This window comes from Peptoniphilus pacaensis, assembly GCF_900088125.1.
Lineage (GTDB): Bacteria > Bacillota > Clostridia > Tissierellales > Peptoniphilaceae > Aedoeadaptatus > Aedoeadaptatus pacaensis.
Map to the genome: position 1 here is coordinate 110,393 of NZ_FLQT01000003.1, position 19,598 is coordinate 129,990.

Genomic DNA, 19,598 nt, shown 5'->3' on the forward strand with positions numbered 1-19,598 from the left:
CATTTCGGCGGCAAAAAAAATAAAGCGGGGCAAACCCCGCTTCGATTAATTTTTTATGTCCAGAGAAATGCGTCCCCGTTCTTTGTCTACTTTTTCAATGACCACATTTAGGCGGTCGCCGACTTTCAGCAGATTATAAATGGCCTTATTCCCCTTGCCTTTCATTTTGGAAATGTGGAGCAGGCCTTCTTTTTTGACGCCAATGTCGATAAAGGCGCCGAAGTCCACCACATTTTTTACGACCCCTTCCAGCTCCAGGCCGGGGATCAATTCTTCCATAGTGAGGGCCGATCGGCGAAGACCCACGTCTTCCGTATCGCCCCGGGGGTCGCGCCCCGGCTTTTCAAGCTCCTTGCGAATGTCTTCCACGGTAAAGGCGCCGGCTTCCCGAAGGATTTTCTCCTCGCTTTCAGTGAGATCTCCTTCCCGCAAAATCAACTCCGCCAAGGCGTAGGATTCCGGGTGAACGCCGGTGCGGTCCAAAATATTTTCCGCGTCCTGAATGCGCAAAAAGCCCGCCGATTGTTTAAAGGCCTTTTCCCCCAGGCCCTTGACCTTTTTAAAGTCCCGGCGATTTCGAAAGGCGCCGTCATTCTCCCGATAGGCGACGATGTTTTTCGCCAGATTCGGGCCGATGCCCGCCACAAAAGACAAGAGAGAGGCGGAGGCGGAGTTAATGTCCACGCCCACTTCGTTGACCGCTCCTTCCACCACGCCCTGCAGGCGATCGTCCAGAGCCTTTTTGTCCAGGTCGTGTTGGTATTGGCCCACGCCGATGTGACGCGGCTCGATCTTCACCAGCTCCGCCAAAGGATCCTGGAGGCGTCTCGCGATGGAGATGGCGCCCCGCACGGTGACGTCCAAATCGGGAAATTCTTCGATGCCCAGCTCCGATGCGGAATAGACGCTGGCGCCGTCTTCGCTGACCACGGCATAGGCTACGTCTAAATTTTTCTCTTCGATAAGGCCCGAGACGAATTGCTCCGTTTCATAACTGGCCGTGCCGCTGCCGATGGCGATAAATTTCACGTCGTATTTTTTCACCAAGCCCTCGATGATTCGCTTCGCCTCCGCCGGCTTTTGCACCGGCGGCGCGGGATAGATGACGGCATTGTCTAAAAATTTTCCGTTTTCATCCACCACCGCCACCTTGCAGCCCGTGCGATAACCCGGGTCCAGTCCCAGAACCACGTAGTGGCCCAAGGGCGGACTGAGGAGCAGGGGCTTTAGATTTTGCGCAAAGACCTCGATGGCATCGGCCTCCGCACGCTCCTTTAAATCCCGGCGGATTTCCCGCTCCAGGGACGGAAAGAGCAGACGCTTAAAGGCATCTTCCGCCATGGGGGCGAAGGCGTCGAGCTTGTCTTCGGCGGGCCGTCTGATTTGGGTAATCATGGAAATCAGAGTGTCTTCGCTGCAAAGAATTTTGACCTTCACCGCTCCTTCCCCTTCGCCCCGATTCATGGCGAGGATATTGTGATTCTTCACCTCTTTTAAGGGCGCGTGGAAATCCTCGTACATGGCGTAGGCGGCGTCGGCTTCCTTGCCGCTTTCCGTGACGATTTCGCCCCGCCGCCACAGATAACTTTTCAAGAGGCGGCGCACCGCCGGGTCGTTGGAAATTGATTCCGCCACGATGTCGCTGACGCCGGCCAATATCTCTTCTCTTTCAAGGCCTTCGAAACCGTCTACCATGGCATTAAAGGCCTCCATGCTTTCATCGGACATGAAATTTTCCGCCAAGGGCCCCAAGCCCTTTTCTTCCGCCGCCGTAGCACGGGTTCTGCGCTTGGGTTTGTAGGGGCGGTACAGATCTTCTAAGGTCTGCATATCCCAGGTGTTGTCGATGGTCTTTTTTAATTCATCGGTGAGCTTTCCCAGGCCCTCGATGGTGTTCAGCACCGTCTCCCGACGGTCCGCCACCTTTTCCAGCTCCTGCTTTCGGCTTTCGATTTTGCGTAGGGCTTCGTCTTCGATGCCGCCGGTGACTTCTTTTCGGTAGCGGGCGATAAAGGGCACGGTGTTGCCTTCGTCTAAAAGTTTTAATGTGGCGTCCATAAACGCGGGGGCGATGTCGAATTCCCCGGCAAGAATCATTCCAATGGTCATGCTTCCTCCATTTAAAAAGAGAGGGCGAGCCTCTCTTTCTATTCTTATATCTTTATTCCAATCAGGCTTCCGCCTTGTCTTCCAAGTAGGCGTTGATGAAGGGTTCCAAGTCGCCGTCCATGACGCGACTCACATCCCCCACCTCGGCGCCGGTGCGATGGTCCTTCACCATGGTGTAGGGATGGAAGACGTAGGAACGAATCTGCGAGCCCCAGGCGATTTGGGAGTAGTTCCCCGCCAGGTCCTCGATTTTTTCCTTCTGCTCTTCCTCTTTCAGCGCCACCAACTTGGCCTGCAACATTTTCATGGCCTGTTCGCGGTTTTGTATTTGACTCCGTTCGTTTTGGCACTGCACCACGATCCCCGTGGGAATGTGGGTGATACGCACGGCGGAATCCGTGGTGTTGACGTGTTGGCCGCCGGCACCGGAAGCTCGGTAGGTGTCCACTTTAATGTCTTCCTGATTGATCTCCACGACGATGTTGTCGTCCAGTTCCGGATAGACGTCGATGGACGTAAAGGATGTGTGGCGTTTTTTCGCCGCGTCGAAGGGCGAAATGCGCACCAAACGATGCACGCCTTTTTCCGATTTTAAATAACCGTAGGCGTGGGGCCCGGAGATCAAGAGCGTCGCCGATTTAATCCCCGCCGTGTCCTCTTCCAACATATCCAGCACTTCCACGGAATAGCCCTTGTCTTCGGCATATCGCATGTACATTCTCAAAAGCATGCCCGCCCAGTCTTGGGCTTCGGTGCCGCCGGCACCGGCGTGAATGGAGAGAATGGCGTTGTTCATGTCGTATTCGCCGTTTAAAAGGGTTTGAATTTTAAATTCGTGGGCCTGTTTTTCGATAGCGTCCAGACTTTTTTTCAGCTGATCGTAAAGGCTGTAATCCTCTTCCTCTTCCATGAGTTCCAAGGTGACCGCCGCTTCTTCCATGGCTTCTTCCAATTCGTCGTAAACGTCGGTGCGGGACTTAATGGCGTTTTGTTGGCGGATAATTCTTTGCGCCGCCTCCGTGTCGTCCCAAAAGCCCGGCTCCATGGTTTTTTCCGTCAGCTCACGGTTCTGTTGTTTCAAACCTTCGATGTCGATGCTGTTGGCCAGTCGCTCGACCAGCTCCTCTACGGATTCCAGGCGATCCCGATCCAAAAATAAATTTTGCTCCATAGAGATCCTTTCCGGTCTTAGGCGTTTTTGCCGCAGCAGTGTTTGTACTTCTTGCCGCTGCCACAGGGACAGGGATCGTTGCGGCCGATTTTTTTCTCCGTGCGGCGAATGGGTTCTTGTACGCCGCTGTCGGGGTTCACGGTCTTCACTTCCTTGGCCACTTGCTTCCGTTCCATCTTTTCCGGGTTTTGAACGTGGTACATAATGCGCACGGTTTCTTCCCGAATGCTTTCGTTCATGGCTTCAAACATATCGAAGCCTTCTTCCGCATAGGCGCGGACCGGATCGATTTGGCCCACGGCTCTGAGGCCGATCCCTTGACGCAATTGATCCATGGCGTCGATGTGGTCCATCCAGCGTTGGTCCACGACGCGGAGAAGAACGACCCGTTCCACTTCGCGGAAGGCTTCTTCGCCGAATTCCTTTACCTTGTCGGCATAGGCTTCCTTGGCTTCTTCCTTCATGAAGCGCTTGACTTCATCGGCACTCGCATCTTTGTGGCCGTCGAGGAAATGTTCGTCGAAGTCGAAAGCGGCGCGGCCGAAGCGGTAAATGCCTTCGTAGTCGATGTATTTTTCGTGTTTGTCGTTGACTTTCACATTGAAGTCCACGGTATCGTCGATTAAATCTTCCGTCATGGAGGCGATGTCGCCGGAAAGGTCGTCGCCCTTCAATACTTTTTCACGTTCGGAATAAATAACTTCCCGTTGCTTGTTCATGACGTCGTCGTATTGCAAGACGTTTTTACGAATACTGAAGTTGTTGCCTTCGACTTTTCGTTGCGCCGATTCAATGAGGCGAGTCAAGATTTTCGCTTCGATGGGCTCGTCTTCAGGCGCATCGATGCCGTCCATGACCTTCTTGAAGCGGTCGCCGGCAAAGAGGCGGATCAAATCGTCTTCGGCGGAAATGTAGAACTTCGTGCTACCCTTGTCCCCTTGACGACCGGAACGGCCCCGCAATTGATTGTCGATACGACGGGATTCGTGGCGTTCCGTACCGATAATGTGCAGGCCGCCGTCGGCGATGACCTTTTCTTTTTCGGCGTCGGTTTCCACTTTGATCTCGTTGCGCAGATCGTTGAAGCGCTTTCTGGCTTCCAGGATTTCTTTGTCGTCGGTTTCGAAATAGCTGTCCGCCGCTTCGATCATTTCCGGTTCGTAGCCTTCTCTGGCCATTTTTTCCTTGGCCATGTACTCGGGATTGCCCCCGAGGACGATGTCGGTACCACGGCCGGCCATGTTGGTGGCGATGGTGACGGCGCCGTAGCGACCGGCTTGGGCGACGATTTCCGATTCCTGTTTATGGCGCTTCGCATTCAATACCTTGTGGGGAATGCCACGCTTTTTCAGATAAGAAGAAAGTTTTTCCGATTTTTCAATGGACACGGTACCGACCAGAATCGGTTGACCCGTGGCGTGACGGCGGGCGATTTCGTCGGCGACGGCGCGGAATTTTGCATCTTCCGAGCGGTAAATGGCGTCGTCCTGGTCGTCACGGATGACTTCTTTATTGGTGGGGATTTCCACTACGTCGATGTTGTAGATTTCTCTGAACTCCGATTCTTCCGTCATGGCCGTCCCGGTCATACCGGCGAGCTTTTTATACATACGGAAGAAGTTTTGGAAGGTAACCGTGGCCAGGGTTTTCGATTCGGCACGGACTTCGATGCCTTCCTTGGCTTCAATGGCTTGGTGTAAGCCTTCAGAGTAGCGACGACCGTACATGAGACGGCCGGTGAATTCGTCGACGATAATGATTTCGCCTTCGTCCACCACGTAGTCGATGTCGCGGTGCATGGTGCCCTTGGCCTTTAAGGCTTGGTGAATGTGGTGGAGCAGCTCCGTATTGTCGGGATCGGTTAAATTGTCGATACCGAAATATTTTTCCGCCTTGCCTTGACCGATTTCAGTGAGGGTCGCGGTCTTTTGTTTTTCGTCGATGACGTAATCCACGGTTTCTTCGCGGAATTCGCGGTTAAAGCGATCTTCCGCTTCTTCCGCTTGGTCCTTGATTCTGAAACTTAAGGTGTCGACGAAATTCTTGGCTTGGGTGTAAAGCTCCGTGGATTCGTCCCCTTGACCGGAGATGATTAACGGAGTACGGGCTTCGTCGATTAAGATGGAGTCCACTTCGTCGACGATACAGTAGAACAGTTCCCGTTGAACTTGATTTTCCTGATAGACCACCATGTTGTCACGAAGGTAGTCGAAACCGAATTCGTTGTTGGTCCCGTAAGTAATGTCCGCGCCATAGGCCACTTGACGTTCTTCGGGGGTCATGTCGTGGAGAATACAGCCTACGGTCATGCCTAAGAAGGTATAGACCTTGCCCATCCATTGCTTGTCACGTTCCGCCAGGTAGTCGTTGACCGTGACCACGTGGGTGCCCTTGCCTGCCAAGGCGTTTAAATAAGCGGGCAGGGTGGCGACCAAGGTCTTCCCTTCACCGGTCTTCATTTCGGCGATACGGCCTTGGTGGAGAACAATCCCACCGAGGATTTGCACGGGGAAGTGTTTCATCCCCAAGACGCGATCGGCGGCTTCCCGCACCACGGCAAAGGCCTCGGGCAGGATGTCGTCCAGGGATTCGCCGCCTGCGACGCGGCCTTTAAATTCGTCGGTCTTCGCTCTTAATTCTTCGTCGGTTAATTTTTGCATGGCACTGTCCAGGGAGAGGACTTTTTCCATGATCGGGCGGATTTTTTTAATCTCCCGATCGGAGTAGGTGCCGAAAACTTTATCTAGTAGAGACATTTATACACGTTCCTTTCACTAACTTTTTATTTTAACAAATTCGGCTCATTCTCGCAATAAATGGGAGATATTTCATCGTTTATACACTTTCATCCTCCCCGATCTCTTCCGTCGGTTGGTGATGGACGATGGCCACCATTTTTTCGCCTTCTTTTATTTTCCTGACCCGCTTTTCGAAATCCATGCGGGCCATCCATATGGTGCGGTCGCATCCCATGCAGGCCAGTTTAATATCCACCCCGGTCCGCAAAATCTTCCACAGATTTTCGCCGCAGGGATGGCCCTTCTTCAGGGTCACCACGTCGCCTTCTTCGTAATACAGTCGGTTCATTGCAACTCTCCTTTAGAGGGGACTCCCTCGTAACGGGCGATGGGAATATTTACATCCGCCTCGTTCATGGCCTTGGCGATGGCCTTCCTTAGATCGTACTCCAGTTCAAATTGATTGTGGGCATCGTCCCAAGCGACGACGGTAATTTCGTAGCCGTTGGGAATAAAATTCGTCACGCCCCACACATCGGATTCGGACTTGGGGTATTTTTCACGCAGGCTCTTTGCCGCCCCGTCGATCACGGTGATGGCGCGGTCGGGATCTTCCGACCGGTCGATGGGCACCACGACCTTGGCTCGCTTGCGCCCCCGCCCCTCGTTGGTGACGATGCGAATGGCGGAATTGGGAATGGTGTGCAGGGCGCCGCCGAAATCGCGAATCACCGTGGCGCGAAAGCCCAGGGATTCCACATAGCCCTTCGTGTCGGCACACTCCACGTATTCCCCCACGGCGAATTGATCGTCGAAAATAATAAAGAAGCCATTGAGGAAATCTTTAATAATTTCCTGCGCCCCCATGGCCAGAGCCAGGGAACCGATCCCCGCCGTGGCAAGGAGGGCCGATGTGTTGATGCGGCACAGATTTAAAAAGATCACCAGGCACACGCCGTAGATGGCGTATTTCGATGCATTGCCCGCCAGGCGGGTCAAGGTAATGATACGGCGCTTGTTTCGCACCGCTTTTTTCTCGCGATTAGCGATGTATTTCGCGAGGGCCCTGCCGATGAGGCTCACCGCGATGCGCGCGGCAAAAAAGAGCAGAATCCCCGCGATAATAATGCCGGGTATGCTTAATTTCCCCGGCGATGAAAATAAAAAGGCTTTCACTTCAGCCATAGAAACTCCAGTCTAATTACTCCGTGTGTTTTAATTCCTGAATTTTGTTTTTGCTCAAAGACAGATGGGGCTTTAAGCGATAAAAAGCCAAGTGCTTGTGCTCGTAAGCCGCCACATAGCCGTCTTTTAAAATGAGCTTTTCCTGATTGTCGTCGAAGCGAATGTGATAGGGCGCGGCGGAAGTGGGCCGGGATAAAATTTCCCGATTGCCGTAGGCAAAGAGCCCCTCTTTCATCACCGCCAAACGATCCACATTGGCTTCCATAAGATAGTGCTTCTTTTCCCTGAGCTTGGAGTCGTAGACGCTGAGCAGACCGCTGTGAAGGGAATAGAGGCGATTGTTGTACATGGCCACGTCGGAAAGGATCGGCGTCTTTTCCGTTATCATTTCCTTGTCCAGACCATACAAATGCTTTTCCGTCAGCACCACGGGATACTTGCCCATGACGATGCGCATGGCCACTTCCATGGGAAACTCCGCGCTCTCCATGGCGCCGGGATCGGCTTTACCCGACTGCCTGTAGACCGTGGTCTTGTAGCCGTTGGCCGCATTGGAAAGTTCCGTGACCACGAAAGATTTCCGCGAATCGAATCTGTAATCCAAAATGTAATTTTTCGTTTGAAAGACTTCGGACAAACTGCCCCCGTCGGAAGCCACGTAAAGTTTTTCGCCGTCGTCGTAGCGGCAATGGAATATGCGCGTGCCGTTTTGGACACAGGCGTTAAACAGATCGCCGTCCAAATGGTAGGACTGCTTTTCCTTGCCGTCTTCGCCGAAGACCGCCACCTTGTCCACGTCTTTGTCGTAGAGCATGGCATCGGACTCGCCGAAAAACGCCTTCTGCCCTTCCCCTAAACGGTCCACTACTTTCTTTCGCTGTTGCTTGTCGTAAAAAATCAAACGGTCGCCGTCGAAGGTGGCGAGGACGCCGCCTTTTAAAATGCCCATGGCGGTGATTTCCTGATTGGTCTTCGTTTGAAATAAAGTTTCGGCCTTGTAGGGAAGGAGCGTCTTGCCTTTGATTCCCAAGAGGGCGACGCTTATAATAATAAGAAAGAGGAGCATCCTCTTTTTAAATTTTCTCATAAATTCCTCCAGAACCATTATAACCAATGGAAAGAGAGTTGGAAAGGCGGATAAACCGTGTTATTAAGAGATTCCCGCGGGATACGCTTCGCCGTGTCCCAAAAGCCCTATGATTTTCGCGCCTCCCTCGGCGGCGATCACCTGCGAAAAGACACCGAAGGCTTCTTAAATGAATTGCAAGTTCATGCTCGCGCCGTTTACTTTATGAATCAAACCCATTCCGATCACGTGGCTTTCATCGACGGCGAGCAATCAGGCGACGACTACTTCGGCTACCGCATCGTGACCGACACCGACGCCATGGTGACGAATGAAAAGCACGTGGCCCTCGTCAGTCGCATCTCCGACTGCACGCCGGTGCTTCTTTACGACCCCGCGAAAGAAGCCATGGCGTGCATCCACTCAGGCTGGCGCTCCACGGTGAAAAAGCTGCCCGCAAAGGCCCTGGCCGCCATGGAGGCACATTACGGCACGGATCCCGAGGACGTGCTGGCCTTTATCGGCCCCTGCATCGGCCCCGACAGCTTTCAGGTGGGCAAGGAAGTGAGCGCCCTGTGGCGGGAGGCCTTCTCTTTCGCAGAGAACGTCATTCGCCCCGACGACGATGACCACGACTTGATCGACATGAAAAGAACCAACGCAGGAATGCTTGAAGAGGCCGGGGTCCGCGCGGAAAATATTACCGTGGATCCCGCGGACACCTTCACCGATCCCCGCTACCATTCCTATCGCCTGAGCGCACCGGAATACGGGAGCAATGCTTTGTTTGCCATTCTCGTGTAAAAAAGACTTGACATTTTTCTTCTATCCCCGTATACTAATCAAGAACTCAATTGCGGGGGTGTAGCTCACTTGGGAGAGCGCTTGAATGGCATTCAAGAGGTAAGGAGTTCGATCCTCCTCATCTCCACCAAAGTCGCCTTAGGGCGGCTTTTTTTATTGCCTTTTTACAAATAGTTAAATTTATGAGAACAAAACGCTATATTTGATACATTTTAACGGAACAGCCGCTTAAGGTACGAAACTCATACTCAGGGGTACAAAAATGAGCAAAGGGTACGAAAACTAATGCGCTAACCCTACAACAAAAGGGACTGACTGCAAACATAAGCATGCAGGAGTCCCCTTTTCATAATAATTGGAGTTGCTAAATTAAAATAAACTTGTTCAACTGAGTTGCCAGTTACTTGTCTTATTGAGTATTTTCTGGAAATCTTTATATATCCCTTCTTCTTCTATTAATTGTTCATGCGTTCCCTGCTGTACCAGCTTTCCTTGGTCTATAACTAAAATATTGTCAGCGAACTGTATTGTGTTTAGCCTGTGGGCAATAACGATCAATGTTTTTCCTTTGACCAAGGCGGATATGGCTTGTTGAATGAAATGCTCGTTTTCAGGATCAACACTGGCAGTTGCTTCATCTAATATAACGATAGGCGCATCTTTTAGTATGGCACGAGCAATGGATAAGCGTTGTTTTTCTCCTCCTGAAAGTGTCGATCCGCCTTCGCCAAGCATCGTGTTATAGCCGTTTGGTAAATTCTCAATAAATTCATGACATGCCGCCTTTTTGGCAGCTTCTTTAATCTCCTCGATGCTGGCTTCCGGTCTGCCGAAACGAATGTTGTTCAATATCGTGTCATGAAACAGATAGACATGCTGAAAAACGATCGAAATATATCGCAGCAGAGTATCACAAGTCATTTCCCTGATATCATGTCCATCGATAGAAATAGACCCATGATTGACATCATAGAATCTGGCAAGCAAATTACAGAGCGTTGTTTTACCGGAACCGGAGGGTCCCACGATGGCTAAAGTTGAATTTTCGGGAAGAGAAAAGCTCACATTCTCGATAACATTTTTGTGATCGTAAGCGAAAGATACGTTCTGATAAGAAATGTCAAAATTGTTTAAAACAATGTCTTTTGAATCTTCGTCGATATAGTTTGCCGTCTTAATTGTTTGAAGTTTGTCCAGCGCTGCTCGCATCATTTCCAAGGTGTGAGAAGCATCGGTTACCGTTTCCAAACGAGCAAACATAACAAATGAAAAGATCACTATCATGAGCATGATAGGCAGAGAAATTTCACCGTGAATGGTTTGAAGGCATACCATAAAAGCGATTGCTACGGAGGTCAATTTTAGGCTTAACTGATAAAGACCGTTCGTCCACATGTAATCATTTTCTATTTTGATGTTGATGTCACGTTGATCGGAAAAAGATTTTTGTAGTTCCGCAACGGCGCTTCCTGTTCTCCCATACGATTTAATAACCGTTATTCCACGGATAAATTGGAGTGTTGCGTTAATCATGCTATCATTGGCTTTCTGGCGCACCGCTGTGTTTGCCCGACTATCTTTCACCAGTCGGCGCTGGAAAAATGCAGAGCATAATACACCCACTAAAGCAACAGTTGCCACTTTCCATGAGAAAAAAAGGATGCATAGAATCATGGCAAGAGTCTGCAAATAAGCTCCGATAACCGTATCCGTCATCTTCATGGCATACAATTCCAAAACAGATAAGTCGGTTGTAACTGTTCCCGCAATTTCACCGGTCTTGTGACGATCAAAAAAGCCAAGGGAAACTCGCTTTAATATATCGCCTATCTCGATGCGCTCCTCGGCTGTTTTTTCATAAGCAATGCTTTCTTGAAAAACAGCCCGCAGATAGGAGAAGAAGAAACGACCTAAAACACAGAAAACCATAAACAAAAGCGCCCATAAAGCTTCCTTTGTGTGCAAACTCCTGAGTCCTGCCGTATCCTGCAACATAAGGTTCAGAACATAAGCCGCTCCCATCAAGGGAAAAGCAATAAAGAAATTCTCTAATAACGACCAGACGATGCCCCAGTAAAATCTTTTTTTATAAGAACCTGTCCAATCAACGATACGTTTGATCATGGTAAACATTTATTTATCCGCTCCTTTCTCTTGATTGGATGTCGCCCATGCTTTGGCACCAACATGTGCTTCCCACATGGAGCGGTAAAGGGAGCAAGCCTTCAGAAGTTCATTCTGCGTTCCTTCCGCCACTTTTGTGCCTTCCTGCAAAACAACGATTTTGTCGGCATTTTTTATCGTAGAAAGCCTATGGGCAATCACTAACAGCGTCTTGCCACGCGTTAGTTCATTAATCGATTTTTGGAGTTGAAGTTCATTTTCCGGATCAGTAAATGCGGTTGCTTCATCCAAAACAACGATAGGGGCATCTTTTAGTATTGCCCTGGCAATCGCTATACGCTGTTTTTCACCGCCCGACAGTTTATCCCCCGCTTCTCCAGCCGGCGTGTCCCAACCTTGTTCTAAACGTGAAATAAACTCTTCGCATTGTGCCATATGAGCAGCCTGAAACACCTCTTCTTTTGTTGCGGCCGGATTGCCTACGCGGATATTTTCAAAAAGGGACATGTTGAAAAGAAAATTATCCTGAGAAACATAGCTGATGAGTCCTGAGAGCTGTTCAAGTGGCAAAGAGCGTATATCCTTTCCTCCGATACAAATACATCCCTGATTCACATCCCAAAAACGCAAAAGCAATCGAGATAAGGTAGATTTTCCTCCGCCGGAAGGACCTACCAAAGCTACGAAAGATTCCTCGGGTATTTGTAAGGAAAAATCTTTAATGACAGGTGCTTGAGCCTCTTCATAAGAAAATGTGACATCCTTATATGAAATGTCATAACCGGACAGTTCTTTCGACTCTTTTTCTTCCGGAAGCTCTTGCAAGTCTAAGATTTTCTGAACATCCAGCAGAGCGTATTCAATGGATTTATAGCTGTTGACAGCTGTCGTAAAGTATGAAACGGGGCCTACCAGACTTAAGGAAAGGATGATGGTAAGCGTTAGTTCAGCAGGTGTTAGATTTCCTGTAGCATAAAGCAAGATACCTGCCGGAAGAATGCCTAACAGTGTGCTCGGCAGTATCGCCGCTGCAAAATTCATCAGCGGCCAAGTGGAGCGAAACCAATCTAAAGTAAAATCTTTAAAGGACGTGATCGCATTCGTATATTTTTTATAGGATTTACTGGATTGATTAAAAGCCTTGACAACCTCAATGCCTTCCACATATTCCACAATCACACTGTCCACGTTTTTAGAAGCTTTCATATAGCTGTCATATTTGCTGTTAAATGTCTTCATGACGATCGCATAGGCGAGCACGCCAAAAGGAATGCAGGCAACAGATGCCAATGCGACTTTCCAATTCCATACCAGCATGAAAATAAATACGATAACAGGAAAAATCAGATTCGATAAGCCTTCCGGTATCAAGTGTGCCAAAGGTAATTCAATCGTTTCTACACGGTCAACAATAATGCTCTTGAGTTCACCGGCGGTTTTTCCTGTTACAGTTCCAAGCGGCAATCGCATTAATTTATCGGTCAATCGGCTTCGTATATTTTTAAGAATATGGTAGGCGGCATGATGAGACCGATTCGTTGAGATTGTGTGAAACAAGACTTTAAGGCCATATCCTGCGACGCACAAAAGGAACCAAGGGACAAGTAAATGCACAGAAATTTGACTGCTATCTTGTACTTTTGAAAAAAATACGAGAAGGACTTGATAGATCCCAAAATAAGGCAAAAAACCACAGAAAACGCTTAGCACGGCAAATAGAATAGATAGTATAAACTGTGGTTTCGCACTGTCTGCAAAAGACAGAACAATCGGAAATATTCTTTTTTTGCTTTTCAAAATAAAAAAACCTCATTTCTAAACTATTTTAGAGAATTCAACGTATTCTCTAAAATAGTTTATGAAATAAGGTGTGGTCCGTTCCACCCTCTAATGGGAAAACAGCCCCGTTCAGACAAGAGTTTTTCTATAATCTCGTGGCGTTAATCCACGAAGGGACTTGAAGGCAGCTGAAAACTTGGATGGGTTTTGGTAGCCTAAATCATTCGCAATTTCAAGTATGCTCTTCGATGAATCTTGTAAGAGCAGAGCCGCTGCATTAACGCGATACTCTTTCATATAGGCATAAATCGATTTTCCATAAATAATTTTGAACGCTTTTTTCATAGACGTGAGTGGCATATCAATGAAACTCGAGCATTCGGTTAACGTATAAAATCGGTCAAGATGTGAAGTCAACCTTTTTTCCAAAGATTTGATCTTAGTTACTTGGGCGAAATTTAAAAAGTCGTTTTGTTGTTTTGCCAAAGAAATATCCATACCATCCAAATTAAGAAGAAGTTCTAACACCTTAATTTTCAGATAAGGAACTCTATCTTTTTCAGGAATTTGATAAATTTCGGCTAAGATATGGTTCGTTTGTGGATTGGAACGCATAATAAAGGTTTCATAGCCTTTTGATGTTCTACAGAATTTGTTTTTCAAATTTTCCACATCAACCGGAAATCCGTTTAATAATGTCCTTATCGTTTCAGAACCCTGCGGAAAGAGAATGCTGATTGTGATTCCGTGATAGTGTTTAAGTGGAAAGTAAAACTCTCCGCGATGCTGGGTGCGTACTTCCATCTGCAAATCACCAGCACTAATATAAGTGTACTTTTCCGGATGAATGCTATTTTCTATTCTTCCTTCTTTACAGTAATCAATGGTGAACATCGATTGATGTGGCTTGAAAGCTGAGTAACAAGTTTTGAGATGAAAGTCATTAAAAAGTACAAAGACGCCTTCGAAAAGGGAGTAGCAAGTCATCGTCCCCGAGCCGGTTTCATCATGCAAAAAAAAGATCGAACTGCCATCTTCTCGTTTCTGCATTTTGATATTATCTCCCATATTGCCTAGGGCGTTCATTGTCATGACTCCTCCTCTCTAAAAAAATTCTGCAATTTCTGCACTGTCGTCTGGTTCAAATCATATTGCTCCTTAATTCGCCCATCTTTCATTTCAACAATATGCTGACAGGCAAGAGCGATAAACTCCGGATCATGAGTAATAATTAAGCATGTTTTTCCTAAAAGAATTATCCTCTTTATAATTTGTGCAAAACGCTGCATGTTTTCCAAATCAAGACCACTGGTCGGCTCATCAAAGATTAAAACATCTCGATTACTCATCAGAGCGGAGGCTACTGCAACACGCTGCTTTTGCCCTCCTGAAAGAGACATGGGATGTTCATCTTTAAAGCCATCCAGATGGAGTTCTTGGAGTATTGCCTCGGCTGCAGAATGATTTTCTTCTTCCTGAGAAATCAAAAGCTCTTCCATAACCGTTTCTGTAAACAACTGATGATTCACTTCCTGTTGCACAAGATAGGTCAGATCACGTCTTTTTTTAGGTGGAAAAGTCTTGTTTTTATAGATCAGTTTGCTTTTATCTTTTTTCACCAGTCCGCAAAGAAGTTTGGCAAAAGTGGACTTGCCGGCACCGTTTGAACCTATGAGAGCTGTTGCCCTTCCCAGAGGAAGTTGAAACTTCGGAATATTCAATACGCTTTGCGTATTGTGGTAGGAAAAATTCACATCGTAAAGCTCTAAAAAATCTTTCGTCGGCGATAATGGATCAGAAGCTCCAAATGAAAGCTGTTTTATGTCCGGAATACGTATCCCATGCGTTTCATAAAACGAACTCGGTAACTCGAAAAAGTTAACGCCTTGATAGTCACCGATCATCTCGCCGGCATCAAGCAATATCACACGATCCACTAAATTTTTTAAATAATGGATGCGATGCTCGGCAATAACGATTGTTTTTCCCTCATCTTTCCAAAATTGTATCATCCCTTGCAAATTTGCGATAGCGGAAAAATCAAGATTAGCACTTGGCTCATCCATAAGAACAAGATTGGGAGAAAGCACAGCCACAGAGGCACAAGCAATTTTTTGTTTTTCTCCGGAAGAAAGATGAAACAAACTCTTTCCCATCAATCTCTCAATATGTAAAGAGGATACGATTTTGTTAAAACGCAATCGAATATCTTCTTTTGACATACCTAAATTTTCACAGGCAAAAACCAGTTCACTATCCGTATCTACATTAAAAAACTGGCTGCGGGGATTTTGAAATACGCAGCCAACAATCGGCGCGAGTTCATACAGAGCAAGCGTATGTGGACTTTTACCAAAAACAGATACACTTCCCAAACTTTTCCCTTCATAGTAATGAGGAATAAGTCCATTTAAAGCTCGTATTATGGTCGTCTTACCACATCCGGACATTCCCGTCAAAAGAACGCATTGACCGTCAGGGATTCTCAGATTGATATTTTTAAGTGTACTTTGGTCAGAGGATGTATAGGAAAAAGAAAAATTTCTTATTTCTATCATGACGAACCTCCGATCTTATAAAAGATAAGTACACACAAGCTAACCAGGCAAAGCATCAGAAAGAGTATATCCTGCAAATGGAATCCAATTTTACAGACATTGGTGCGCCTAATCGGCGCGCCTAAGCCACGTGTTAAAGCAGATGCGGAAAGTTCATCACCGATTTTTACGCAGGACACCATCAGCGGAACCAGACGATATTCCAGAGTTTTCCAAGGTTTTGAACCACCTAAAGAGATGCCTCTCATTTTCATTGCATCGGCTATAGCGTGATACTCTTCCAAGATGGTAGGAAAAAAGCGAAAAACAACGGAAAGTGGAATCGTAATCTGGGCAGGAACACGCATGCGTTCCATTGCTGCCATAAACTCGCTGATTTTCGTTGAGCTGAGCAAATAGGTACCCATGGCAAGCCCCGGCATCATGCGAACAAAAATACCGCAAAAAGCCACCAACAGAAAACCTAAAAATCCTGTAACGAGCGGCAAAAGATATATCTGCCCTACATAGGCCGCTATGAATAAAATGGCATATATGGCGGCATATTTCCTCTTGCTTTCAATAAGAAACAGTATAAAGGGAACAGATATAAGGAGTATTCGAATCGGAGCCAGCCAATATCCATGTCCTCCTCCCACAACGACAGCAGCGATGGTAAAGACAAGAAGTATTTTTGTTCGAGGATCAAGAAATTCTTTTTTTGATCGCGTTTGAATAGGTTGCATGATGAATTAGACAATCCCGGCACGTTCGAACTGCTTTTTTAGAAGGGAACGTCCAATCAAAGCACCAAGGATGCCCGCGATAAACATGCCTACAAGTAATGGGATCAAACTCCAGTCCGGAATAAGCTTCATAAGTGCATCCGCATAGGCCTTTCCGTAACCGCCTTGTGCTAAATTTTGATAATAAGCATCACGGCTAATAACAATAGGAATATAGTTGCCGATCAGCCATATTGAAAAAATACCTTTGCTGAGAATTACTTTTTTTGCACTGGAATAATCCGAGGATTTTAATAACAAATCCGCTAAAAAGCCCGCGATAAGTCCGGTGAAGGGTGCATATACGCCCATTCCCATGACCCCGATTAGTAGTCCAAGCAAAAATCCCATAATGGTTATAAGCCCAAACTTTTTCGTTTTGCTCACAAACAACACATACGGAATACCGTCAATAAGCGGCACGATGATGCCTAAAAGCGGAATAAATATTGGCATGTAACCCAGCATTGCTACTGCCATGCAAAGAGCAAACATAATGGCAGTAAAAACACCTGTGGTGATCAAATCTTTTGCTTTAATTCCAGATGATTTTTTCATACGATTAACCTCCTTTGAGTTAGAATAAGCTGACTTAGCACATTTGATTAAACCTCTTTAAGGGCATTTCATTCAACCCTGATTAAAATAAAAAGCTCCATTCGGACATTTTATAGAGCCTTGATTTCTGAGCCGTTTCTAAATATCACGCGGATATCGTCTTTTCCATACACCGTGATGTGATCCACAAGAGCACAGAAGTTCTGTTCGTCGAATGCTTGCAGAAGCCTGTCTTGTTTTTGTAACTGCTTCAGTTGGTCGCCTGCATCTTTTTAAGCTTTCCTTCGATCTTCGCTAAGGCCGCCTGTTTTTCATCGTAGAAGCGTTTCAGATCTTCATACTTTCTCTGATACTCGCTCTGGTCTTGCGGGATAGCAGCATTTTGGCGGATAAGGTCTTCGATCATCTTGGCACAGACTTCCATCTCGCTTTCCAGCTTGGCTTTTTCGCCTTCCAAGGTATGAGTATCATAAACGCCTCCGACAATCTCTTGAAAGCTATTAAGAATCTCATCTTTATTCTCTATGAGATTGTTGGTCGCAGAAAGGACGGCGGCTTTTAGCTCCTCATTGGTAAGATGCACGCCGTTTTTGCAGAGGGAGTTTTTCTTGCAGCGCCTGTTGCATTGCTAGATAACCTGCTTGTATTTGTCGTTGGAATGCCAGACTTTTGAACCGAGCCTTGTTCCGCATTCTCCGCAGTAGATCTTGCCGGAGAAAAGTCTCACGCCACTGTGTCTTCCTTTTTCGTTTTTGCGCCGTTCCATCTACAGTGTCGGAATAGATGTCGCATTAGGAAGTGGCGCCTTTCTTCTGTTATAATAGGTCGAGAAAGGTTGTGACCTATGTCAGATTCGATTGTGATTTTCGACTCCGGCCTCGGCGGCATTACGGCTCTGAAAGAAGCCATGAAGGCCATGCCGGCGGAAAATTTTATTTACTACGGCGACACGGCCCACGTGCCCTACGGCCCGAAAGATGCCGAGGACATACGGGGCTATTTAGATGAGATGATGCACGAGGTGGAAATCTTTTCGCCCAAGGCCGTGCTCCTCGCCTGCAATACGGCTACGGTGACATCCGCCGACTACCTGCGAAAAAAATATTCCATTCCCATCGTGGGCATGGAGCCCGCCGTTAAGCCCGCCATTGAACACGATGTGGACCGCAAGCGGATTTTGGTCCTGTCTACGGAGGGCACGGGCAAGAGCGCCCGCCTGCGCCGCCTGGTGGAAAAGTTCGACGACGACCGCCTGGTGGACATTCTTCCCCTGCCCAATCTGGTGGATTTCGCCGAGCGTTTGGAATTCGACAGCGACGCCGTCAGGTACGATTTGGAAACCATCCTCGCCTCCTATCCTCTGGAAGAGTACGGCTCCCTGGTTTTGGGCTGCACCCATTTTATTTGGTACAGAGATCTGTTCAAAGAGCTTTTGCCGAGCCATATGGAAATTTTAGACGGAAACGCCGCCACAGTTCGCCAGCTCATGCGGAAATTAGACGGCAAGATTAAAGCGGAAGGCGAAGGGTCCCTTCGAATAATATTTACCGGCGAGGTTAAAGACGACACGGCTTCCTTTTTGCGCCGCACCCTGGCGCGGGATTTCGAGTTTCTTTCCCTCGAGTCTCGCCATGAATAATCACATTTCTAAACGCGAAAACGACTTGGTCCTCATCCCCGCCTTCGAGCCCGATGAGAGCCTGCTGTCTTTCATCGAAGATCTTCTAGCGAGGGAACTGAACGTCCTCGTCGTAGACGACGGCAGCGGCAGCGACTTTGCGCCTCTGTTTGCCCGTCTTCCCGAGGCCGTTACTTTTCTTTCCTATGAAAGCAATCGAGGCAAGGGCTATGCCATGAAGTACGCCATGAAAGCCGTGGCCGAGACCATGCCTCAGGTGAAATTTATCGTCACCGCCGATGCCGACGGCCAGCACAGCCCGGAAGATACGTTGAAAATATTACAGGCGGTCCACGACAATCCCGACGCCTTGGTACTGGGCGTGCGCGACTTTCCCGAAAACACACCTTTGCGTTCCCGCATCGGCAATCGACTGACAGCAAAGGTCTTCGGCCGCTTGACAGGCATTAAGGATTTGGAAGACACCCAAACCGGGCTAAGGGCCTTTAGTACCGAGCACTTGGATTTGCTTTTAAGCATTGAAGGCGAGCGTTACGAATACGAAATGCGCCAGCTTATGGATTGGACGAAACATTCCCTTTCCATTGTGCAAGTTCCCATCCAAACCATTTATCGGGACGCAGAAAATTCTACCTCCCACTACAGCGCCGTTAAAGATTCTGCAAGGATTTTCAAATGCCTGTTGGACAATGGCGAAGCCCTGCTCTTTACAGTGAGCGGCATCGTCAGCTTCACTCTGGACTTTTTACTTTTTAATTTACTTTACTATTTCACAAAACCGCTTCATCTCAGTTATGCTTTGGCAATTCCCAATGTAGCGGCGCGATTGATCAGTGCCAATTTAAATTTCTACTTAAATCGCAATTTCGTCTTTGAATCCAAGGATTCCGTATTTAAAGATGTGGTTCAGTATTTCGCTCTGGTACTGGTCCTTCTCGCGGTCAACAGTTTGTTTTTAAGTTTTTACGGCAATGTCGTTGGTCTTCAGGCTACCGTCGCCAAGCTCTGCGTGGAGATTACGGTCTTCATCATCAGTTATCTGGTTCAACACTTTTATATTTTCGCCAATAAAAAATGATTCAAAGAAAAGCACGCCCGACGCG

16 protein-coding genes and 1 tRNA gene are annotated in these 19,598 nt (G+C 47.7%); 4 read left to right on the forward strand and 13 right to left on the reverse strand.

All coding sequences use genetic code 11. The features are described from left to right. Positions 1-45: 45 nt before the first annotated feature. The 6 genes from BN7444_RS00600 to BN7444_RS00625 all read right to left on the reverse strand — a co-directional run bounded on the left by BN7444_RS00600 (position 46) and on the right by BN7444_RS00625 (position 8,290). Positions 46-2,109 (reverse strand): helix-hairpin-helix domain-containing protein, encoded by a 2,064-nt coding sequence (locus BN7444_RS00600; RefSeq protein WP_068454338.1) that lies wholly within the window; start codon positions 2,107-2,109, stop codon positions 46-48. A gap of 61 nt (positions 2,110-2,170) precedes the next feature. Next, positions 2,171-3,280 carry a peptide chain release factor 2 gene (gene prfB, locus BN7444_RS00605; RefSeq protein WP_068454341.1) on the reverse strand — a complete coding sequence of 370 codons (1,110 nt, stop codon included), beginning with the start codon at positions 3,278-3,280 and terminating at the stop codon, positions 2,171-2,173. A 17-nt stretch (positions 3,281-3,297) separates the two neighbouring features. Further along, positions 3,298-6,036 carry a preprotein translocase subunit SecA gene (gene secA / locus BN7444_RS00610; protein WP_068454344.1) on the reverse strand — a complete coding sequence of 913 codons (2,739 nt, stop codon included), beginning with the start codon at positions 6,034-6,036 and terminating at the stop codon, positions 3,298-3,300. Between the two features lie 79 nt (positions 6,037-6,115). After that, the gene (locus BN7444_RS00615; protein WP_068454347.1) at positions 6,116-6,367 is read right to left on the reverse strand and encodes a DUF951 domain-containing protein; all 252 of its coding nucleotides are present in this window, start codon (positions 6,365-6,367) and stop codon (positions 6,116-6,118) included. Then, a complete protein-coding gene (locus BN7444_RS00620) occupies positions 6,364-7,203 on the reverse strand; it encodes a mechanosensitive ion channel family protein (RefSeq protein WP_068454350.1) in 840 nt (279 codons plus the stop codon). Before BN7444_RS00620 ends, BN7444_RS00615 begins: the two co-directional genes overlap by 4 nt. 16 nt (positions 7,204-7,219) lie before the next feature. Beyond that, positions 7,220-8,290: a hypothetical protein gene (locus tag BN7444_RS00625; RefSeq protein ID WP_068454353.1), complete on the reverse strand. Its 1,071-nt coding sequence runs from the start codon at positions 8,288-8,290 to the stop codon at positions 7,220-7,222. Between the two features lie 57 nt (positions 8,291-8,347). On the opposite strand from BN7444_RS00625, the gene BN7444_RS00630 reads away from it, so the two are divergent. Both BN7444_RS00630 and BN7444_RS00635 read left to right on the forward strand, forming a co-directional pair. After that, on the forward strand, positions 8,348-9,073 hold the full coding sequence (locus BN7444_RS00630; RefSeq protein WP_068454354.1) for a purine nucleoside phosphorylase YfiH/LACC1 family protein: 726 nt from the start codon (positions 8,348-8,350) through the stop codon (positions 9,071-9,073). Between the two features lie 54 nt (positions 9,074-9,127). Then, positions 9,128-9,203: transfer RNA gene (locus BN7444_RS00635), tRNA-Ala, on the forward strand. Positions 9,204-9,457: 254 nt separating this feature from the next. Here the strand turns inward: BN7444_RS00635 and BN7444_RS00640 are convergent. The 7 genes from BN7444_RS00640 to BN7444_RS00670 form a co-directional block, all read right to left on the reverse strand. After that, complete coding sequence (locus tag BN7444_RS00640; RefSeq protein WP_068454356.1) at positions 9,458-11,206, reverse strand: ABC transporter ATP-binding protein; 1,749 nt, start codon at positions 11,204-11,206, stop codon at positions 9,458-9,460. Beyond that, complete coding sequence (locus BN7444_RS00645) at positions 11,207-12,994, reverse strand: ABC transporter ATP-binding protein (protein WP_068454358.1); 1,788 nt, start codon at positions 12,992-12,994, stop codon at positions 11,207-11,209. 111 nt (positions 12,995-13,105) lie between these two features. After that, entirely contained in the window at positions 13,106-14,068 is a 963-nt protein-coding gene (locus tag BN7444_RS00650; protein ID WP_068454360.1) for a helix-turn-helix domain-containing protein, read from the reverse strand. Continuing rightward, complete coding sequence (locus tag BN7444_RS00655) at positions 14,065-15,534, reverse strand: ABC transporter ATP-binding protein (RefSeq protein ID WP_068454362.1); 1,470 nt, start codon at positions 15,532-15,534, stop codon at positions 14,065-14,067. The genes BN7444_RS00650 and BN7444_RS00655 overlap by 4 nt, the downstream gene beginning before the upstream one ends. Then, positions 15,531-16,259 carry an energy-coupling factor transporter transmembrane component T gene (locus BN7444_RS00660; RefSeq protein WP_068454365.1) on the reverse strand — a complete coding sequence of 243 codons (729 nt, stop codon included), beginning with the start codon at positions 16,257-16,259 and terminating at the stop codon, positions 15,531-15,533. Before BN7444_RS00660 ends, BN7444_RS00655 begins: the two co-directional genes overlap by 4 nt. 6 nt (positions 16,260-16,265) lie before the next feature. After that, positions 16,266-16,856 carry an MptD family putative ECF transporter S component gene (locus tag BN7444_RS00665; protein ID WP_068454368.1) on the reverse strand — a complete coding sequence of 197 codons (591 nt, stop codon included), beginning with the start codon at positions 16,854-16,856 and terminating at the stop codon, positions 16,266-16,268. Positions 16,857-17,106: 250 nt separating this feature from the next. Then, a complete protein-coding gene (locus tag BN7444_RS00670; protein WP_068454371.1) occupies positions 17,107-17,439 on the reverse strand; it encodes a hypothetical protein in 333 nt (110 codons plus the stop codon). 261 nt (positions 17,440-17,700) lie between these two features. Between BN7444_RS00670 and murI the strand changes: the two genes are divergently transcribed. Together murI and BN7444_RS00680 are read left to right on the forward strand one after the other, a co-directional pair. Continuing rightward, positions 17,701-18,495, forward strand: a complete 795-nt coding sequence (gene murI / locus BN7444_RS00675) for a glutamate racemase (RefSeq protein ID WP_068454374.1) — start codon at positions 17,701-17,703, stop codon at positions 18,493-18,495. Further along, a complete protein-coding gene (locus BN7444_RS00680; RefSeq protein WP_068454377.1) occupies positions 18,488-19,573 on the forward strand; it encodes a bifunctional glycosyltransferase family 2/GtrA family protein in 1,086 nt (361 codons plus the stop codon). Before murI ends, BN7444_RS00680 begins: the two co-directional genes overlap by 8 nt. Positions 19,574-19,598: the final 25 nt, after the last annotated feature.

Coding starts and splice junctions, on each gene's coding strand:
- BN7444_RS00600 (WP_068454338.1), bottom strand. CDS start 2,109: ATGACCATTGGAATGATTCTTGCCGGGGAATTCGACATCGCCCCCGCG.
- prfB (WP_068454341.1), bottom strand. CDS start 3,280: ATGGAGCAAAATTTATTTTTGGATCGGGATCGCCTGGAATCCGTAGAG.
- secA (WP_068454344.1), bottom strand. CDS start 6,036: ATGTCTCTACTAGATAAAGTTTTCGGCACCTACTCCGATCGGGAGATT.
- BN7444_RS00615 (WP_068454347.1), bottom strand. CDS start 6,367: ATGAACCGACTGTATTACGAAGAAGGCGACGTGGTGACCCTGAAGAAG.
- BN7444_RS00620 (WP_068454350.1), bottom strand. CDS start 7,203: ATGGCTGAAGTGAAAGCCTTTTTATTTTCATCGCCGGGGAAATTAAGC.
- BN7444_RS00625 (WP_068454353.1), bottom strand. CDS start 8,290: ATGAGAAAATTTAAAAAGAGGATGCTCCTCTTTCTTATTATTATAAGC.
- BN7444_RS00640 (WP_068454356.1), bottom strand. CDS start 11,206: ATGTTTACCATGATCAAACGTATCGTTGATTGGACAGGTTCTTATAAA.
- BN7444_RS00650 (WP_068454360.1), bottom strand. CDS start 14,068: ATGACAATGAACGCCCTAGGCAATATGGGAGATAATATCAAAATGCAG.
- BN7444_RS00655 (WP_068454362.1), bottom strand. CDS start 15,534: ATGATAGAAATAAGAAATTTTTCTTTTTCCTATACATCCTCTGACCAA.
- BN7444_RS00660 (WP_068454365.1), bottom strand. CDS start 16,259: ATGCAACCTATTCAAACGCGATCAAAAAAAGAATTTCTTGATCCTCGA.
- BN7444_RS00665 (WP_068454368.1), bottom strand. CDS start 16,856: ATGAAAAAATCATCTGGAATTAAAGCAAAAGATTTGATCACCACAGGT.
- murI (WP_068454374.1), top strand. CDS start 17,701: ATGTCAGATTCGATTGTGATTTTCGACTCCGGCCTCGGCGGCATTACG.
- BN7444_RS00680 (WP_068454377.1), top strand. CDS start 18,488: ATGAATAATCACATTTCTAAACGCGAAAACGACTTGGTCCTCATCCCC.